Annotated in this window: 6 protein-coding genes and 1 pseudogene; all 7 read right to left on the reverse strand. The window is 73.5% G+C overall.

The window, feature by feature from the left end; all coding sequences use genetic code 11:
- Window positions 1-1,106, reverse strand: a 1,106-nt coding sequence (gene galK, locus OEY_RS28120) for a galactokinase (protein ID WP_010593227.1), incomplete at its 3' end; no start/stop codon positions are given.
- Complete coding sequence (gene galT / locus OEY_RS0107265) at window positions 1,103-2,209, reverse strand: galactose-1-phosphate uridylyltransferase (protein ID WP_010593228.1); 1,107 nt, start codon at window positions 2,207-2,209, stop codon at window positions 1,103-1,105. The genes galK and galT, both read right to left, overlap by 4 nt.
- Before the next feature lie 8 nt (window positions 2,210-2,217).
- Complete coding sequence (gene pyrE, locus OEY_RS0107270) at window positions 2,218-2,757, reverse strand: orotate phosphoribosyltransferase (RefSeq protein ID WP_010593229.1); 540 nt, start codon at window positions 2,755-2,757, stop codon at window positions 2,218-2,220.
- Window positions 2,758-2,834: 77 nt separating this feature from the next.
- Window positions 2,835-3,458, reverse strand: a complete 624-nt coding sequence (locus OEY_RS0107275; RefSeq protein WP_010593230.1) for a LemA family protein — start codon at window positions 3,456-3,458, stop codon at window positions 2,835-2,837.
- Window positions 3,459-3,565: 107 nt separating this feature from the next.
- Window positions 3,566-4,354 carry an SDR family NAD(P)-dependent oxidoreductase gene (locus OEY_RS0107280; protein WP_010593231.1) on the reverse strand — a complete coding sequence of 263 codons (789 nt, stop codon included), beginning with the start codon at window positions 4,352-4,354 and terminating at the stop codon, window positions 3,566-3,568.
- A gap of 46 nt (window positions 4,355-4,400) precedes the next feature.
- Window positions 4,401-5,060 carry a hypothetical protein gene (locus OEY_RS0107285; RefSeq protein ID WP_017680746.1) on the reverse strand — a complete coding sequence of 220 codons (660 nt, stop codon included), beginning with the start codon at window positions 5,058-5,060 and terminating at the stop codon, window positions 4,401-4,403.
- 30 nt (window positions 5,061-5,090) lie between these two features.
- Window positions 5,091-5,504, reverse strand: a pseudogene (locus OEY_RS0107290) (DUF5666 domain-containing protein); the annotation flags it as partial.

Below are 5,504 nucleotides of genomic sequence, written 5' to 3' on the forward strand. Positions count from 1 at the left end.
GTCGCCCGCAGGAACTTCGGGCGCGGCAGGTCCCGCTCGCGGGCGGCCACCGTGACGGCCTCCGCCACCGCGTCGACGTCCGTCGCCCGGCACAATGCGATCGCCGAGCCGCCGAATCCGCCACCCACCATCCGCGCACCCAGCGCACCGGCGGCGCGCGCGGCGTCGACGGCGGTGTCGAGTTCGACGGAGCTGACCTCGAAGTCGTCGCGCAGCGACCGGTGGGCGGCGTCGAGCAGCGGTCCGAGCCGTCGCGGGGCGTCGTCGCGCAGGGCCGCGACGGCGGCGCGGACCCGGGCGATCTCCGTGACGACGTGCCCGGCCCGGCGCCGCAGCACCGGGTCGGTCAGCGCGCCGAGCGCGGCGACGGTGCCGACGTCGCGCAGGCTCCCGAGCCGGCGCGTGGCCTCCTCGACGTCGCGCCGCCGCTGCCCGTACTGCCCGTCGACGAGGCGGTGCGGGGCGTCGGTGTCGACGACGAGCAGTGCCAGGCCGTGCGATTCGAGGTCGATCGGGATGTGCTCGACCTCGCCCGTCGCACAGTCCAGCAGGAGGGCGTGCCCAGCCCGGCCGCGCAGCGCGATCTGCTGATCCATCCCGCCGGTGGGGGCGCCGACGTAGTCGTTCTCGGCCCGCGTGCAGGCGGCGGCGAGGACGGCCCGGCCCGGATCGTCGACCGGCAGCCCGGACAGCTCGGCCAGGGCGAGAGCCACGGCCGCCTCGAGCGCCGCCGAACTCGACAGGCCCGCGCCGACCGGCACGTCGGAGGCGATCGCGATGTCGGCGCCCGCGAATCCCGGCGGGTCGAGCGCGCCGATCACCCCGACGACGTAGGCGGCCCAGCCGCCGGTGTGTCCTTTGGGCTGCCCCAGCCGCCCAAAGGACACACCGGCGAAGCCCTCGCTCACCAGCCGGACCGCGCCGTCGTCGCGTCGCCGGACCGCGGCGGCCGTGACCTGCGGCAGCGCCAGCGGCAGGCACAGCCCGCCCGCGTAGTCGACGTGCTCACCGATCAGGTTGACCCGGCCCGGCGCGCACCACACCCCCTCCGGGGCCCCCCCGAACGCCTCGGCGAACCCGGCTGCGGCGGCCGCGGCCACGCTCATCCGGCGAGTTCCCGCAGCCGCACCGCGATGCGTTCGGGGGAGGTGTCGCTGATCCATACGCCCATCGCGGACTCCGATCCGGCCAGGTACTTGAGCTTGTCGGCAGCGCGTCGCAGCGAGAAGATCTGGCAGAACAGACGACCGTACGGTCGCTCGTCGCCGACCGGCGCCTGGTGCCAGGCCGCGATGTACGGGACGCGCTCCACGCCGTCGAAGAACAGGTCGACGCGACGGAGCAACTCCCGGTAGAGCACCGCCAGTTCGTCGCGCTCGGCGTCGTCGAGGGCGACGAGGTCCGGCACGTCGCGATGCGGGGCGAGGTGCACCTCGACGGGCCAGCGCGCCGCCGCCGGTACATAGGCGGTCCACCGTCGTCCGGCCCACACGACGCGGGTGCCCGCCCGGCGTTCCGCGTCGAGCACGTCGCGTTGCAGCAACCGGCCCGTCGCCGCGTGGTGCGCGCGGGCACGCTGCAGCAGCACCTGCGAGCGTGGCGGCAGGAACGGGTAGGCGTAGATCTGACCGTGCGGATGCTGCAGTGTCACACCGATTTCCGCGCCGCGGTTCTCGAAGCAGAACACCTGCCGCACCTCGGGGGCGGCCGAGTGCTCGGCGGTGCGGTCGGCCAGTGCGTCGAACACCGTGCGGACCCGTTCGACGCTCAGGTCGGCGAAGCGGGCGTCGTGGTCGGCGGTGAACGCGACCACCTCGCAGCGTCCCGTCGCGGGCCGTCGCGGCCACAGCGGGTCGCCGTCCACCGGACCGGCGTCGGCGCCACCGGATCCGAGGGCTGAGAAACGGTTCTCGAACACCACCACGTCGTAGTCGTCGGCGGGGATCTCGGTGGCGGCCCGGCCCGGCCGGGTGGGGCACAGCGGGCAGTCGGCGGGGTCCGGCAGGAAGGTGCGGTCCATGCGGTGCGACGCGGAGACCACCCACTCCCCCGTGAGCGGGTCGAAGCGCAGTTCGGACGCAGCCCCGGCCGGCGGCAGCCGCCGGGTGTCGTGCCGTTCCCGCACCGCACCGCCCCCGGCGTACGGCTCGGTGTCGTCGAAGTAGAACAGCTCCCGGCCGTCCGCGAGGCGGGCCGCGGTCCGTCGCACCCGGACTCCTAGGCGTCCTGCAGTCCCAGGTCCTGCAGGCCCAGCAGGTAGCGGTACTCCACGCCCTCCGCGGCGATCACCTCGCCGGCGCCGGTGGCCCGGTCGACGACGGTGGCGACACCCACGACGGTCGCGCCGGCGTCGCGCAGGGCCTTGACGGCGGTGAGCGGAGAGTTGCCCGTGGTGGTCGTGTCCTCGACCACCAGGACCCGCTTGCCGAGCACGTCGGGGCCCTCGATCTGCCGCTGCATGCCGTGCGCCTTGGCGGCCTTGCGGACGACGAACGCGTCGATCGGACGGCCGGGTGCGTGCATGACCGCGAGCGCGACCGGGTCGGCACCCATGGTGAGTCCGCCGACGGCGTCGAAGTCCCAGTCGGCGACCAGTTCCCGGATGAGCTTGCCGATCAGGGGCCCGGCCCGGTGGTGCAGGGTGGCGCGGCGAAGATCCACGTAGTAGTCGGCCTCCTTGCCGGACGACAAGGTCACCTTGCCGTGCACCACCGCCAGTTCTCGGACCAGCGCAGCCAACTCCTCGCGATCACTCATCGCAACCCCTTACCGTCTCTCGTTCCACGCCGCACCCGTGGGCGCCGGCGACGACGAGCCTAGCCGGGGGCCGGCGGTCAGGCGGCGACGGTGTCCGATCCGCCGGTCGTCGCGTCTGCGGAGGCGGCGGCCGGCTCCGGCGCGACCGGCACCGGCGGGACGACCGCGGCGGGGGCGAGCGGGGCGGGGGCGAGCGGGGCGACGACCTCGAACAGCGGGACGGGTCCGACCGCGGCGATGCGCGCGAACACCGAGGTCGGGAAGGTGGTGGCGGCGGTGTTGATGGTGCGGCCGAGATCGTTGTGGACGCGGGCGGCCCCGGCGATGCGCTGCTCGCGGGTCCGCAACTCGCGGGCGACGCGGATGAACGGCCAGTGGTTGACGCCGTCGAGGACGCCGATCAGCTCGTGCAGGGCCGCCGACAGGGTGTTCTCGGCCGCGGCCCGCTCCCCCAGCGGCAGCCGCTGGTCGCGCATGGCGATCGCCAGGGATCGCGCCCCGACGACGGGGCTGAGCCGGCTGCGATCCAGACCCGCACCGGCGGACGCCGCGATGAGTGCGGGTACCTGGTCGTAGCGGTCGTCGAGTTCGTTGGTCAGCAGGCGCAGGCTGTCGCGGTGGCGCATCTTCAGCACCCGGAGGCGGCGGACGGCGGCACGCGTCCACAGCAACACGATCACCACGACCGCAACGACAATCACAAGGGCCACAGACGTCACAGGGCGGAATCTACCGCGCAGCGGACGCGACACCCGGAGCGCGACGCGCCGTGTCGTGGCGCCGTGTCCGGACCGTTATCCGGTGCGGCCTACGTCCGGTCCCGGCCCCGGCCGACCAGGTTGGTCGCCCGGCGCACCAGGTTCTTCGGGACGAGCCGGCCCACCGTCGTGAGCACCTTGTACTGCAGGCCGGGGATGCTGATCACCTTGCCCGCCTCGAGGTCGGCGAGGGAGGTGCGCACCACGGTGTCCACGTCGAGCCACATCAGTTCCGGAATCGAGCTCATCTCGATCCCGGCCCGCTCGTGGAACTCGGTGTGCACGAAGCCGGGGCACAGTGCCTGCACCTTCACCCCGGTGCCGGCGAGGCCGCCGGACAGTCCCTCGGTGAACGAGACGACGTAGGCCTTGCTGGCCGAGTACGTCGACCCCCGCCCGGAGAGCAGACCGGCGACGCTGGCGACGTTGACGATGCTGCCTTTGCCGGCGGCGATCATCGGCGGCAGCGCGGCCCGGGTCAGCTGCATCACGGCGGTGACGTTGACGTCGAGCTGAGCCTGCAGCACGGCCGGGTCGGCCGTCCAGAACTCGCCGGACGTGCCGAAGCCGGCATTGTTGACGAGCATCTCCACGCCCTCGGCGAGGCGGCGGGCGACGGCCGCGCGGCCGTCCTCGGTGGCCAGGTCGGCGGCGAGGATCGCGGAGGTGGTGCCGAAACGGGAAGCCAGTTCGTCGGCAAGGGACCGCAGGCTCTCCTCACGGCGAGCGACGAGCACGAGGTCGTACCCCTTGCCGGCGAGCGCGCGCGCGAAGCCTGCGCCGATGCCCGAGGTGGGTCCGGTGACCAGGGCGACGGGCCGGGTGGCAGCGGAAGTCATGGGGTAAAGCTAGCGCAGCGCGCCGGCCGCGTCGGGTGACGCGGGCTCAGCGCCGCGCGGAGGGCCGGCCGGGATCGTGCGCGACCCGGTCGAGTTCCTGCGGCTCCACGATCGGCGGCAGCACGTGCAGGATTCCGGAGAGGCGGGCGACGGTCTCGATGGCCGCGTCCCATTCGCGGCCGGTGCTGCCCACCGGGATCGAGCCGAGGGTCCATTCGCCCTCGCTCCACAGCATCTGCACGTGCGGGGGGATCGACTCCGTGTACGCGACCATGCGCTGGTCACAGATGCGGCGGGCGATCTCGAGGTCGGTGGCGAACACGATGCGCGGCCCGATGGCGCCGAGCAGGTTCATGTCCGGGTCCTTCGGCGGCGGCGTCGACTTCAGGCGCAGGTCGATGTCGACGTCGGAGCCGACCTTGCGGCGCACCGCGACGATCGTCGCGGTCTCCTCGATGTCGAAGAGGATGAATTCCTCGCCGCGGCGGATGCCGTGGACGACGTCCACCGCGCCGAGATACTCCTGCTTGGCGAGGGCCGCCCGGTGCCAGTGCCCGGGCAGGGAGTCGTCGGCGGCGCTGTACTTGTAGCCCTGGGCGCGCGCCCAGATCTCACGCACGCGACCGGACTGCTCACGCCGCGTGCGGTCGACGTAGAGCAACGCCAACGCACCCGCGAGTGCGATCGCCGCCAGTCCGAACCACATCACCGTCATCGAGCGCCAGCCTATCGCGTTCTAGTTGCCCGGACCGCCGAAGGACGGCAGGGACGCGCTGACCACCGTGTCGGCGATCATCTCCCCGTTCCGCAGCGGCGAGCCCTGCGCGACGACCGAGTCGCCGACCCGCAGCGACGACGGATCGGAGCCCGCGAGCGAAATGATCTGCGTCTCGGGGGTGAGCCGCACCGTGACGATCGAGCCGCCCATGCCGCTGAGCGTGAGGGACGTGCCGTCGTTGGCGGTGATCGTGCCGACGACGGTGCCGGCGGAGCCGATGAAGTCGCCGAGCCCGCCGGGCAGCTGCTCGAACGGCAGGCCGGGCGCGGCCGGATCGGTGGTGGGCGCGGGCGTCGTGGGCGCGGGCCGGGGCACCGTGGTCGTGGTGGTCGGGGCCGCGGCGCTGCGCTGCTGCGGATCCCCGCCGCCGCC

This window comes from Rhodococcus sp. P14 (assembly GCF_000256505.1).
In the GTDB taxonomy this organism is placed as follows: Bacteria; Actinomycetota; Actinomycetes; order Mycobacteriales; family Mycobacteriaceae; genus Rhodococcus; species Rhodococcus ruber.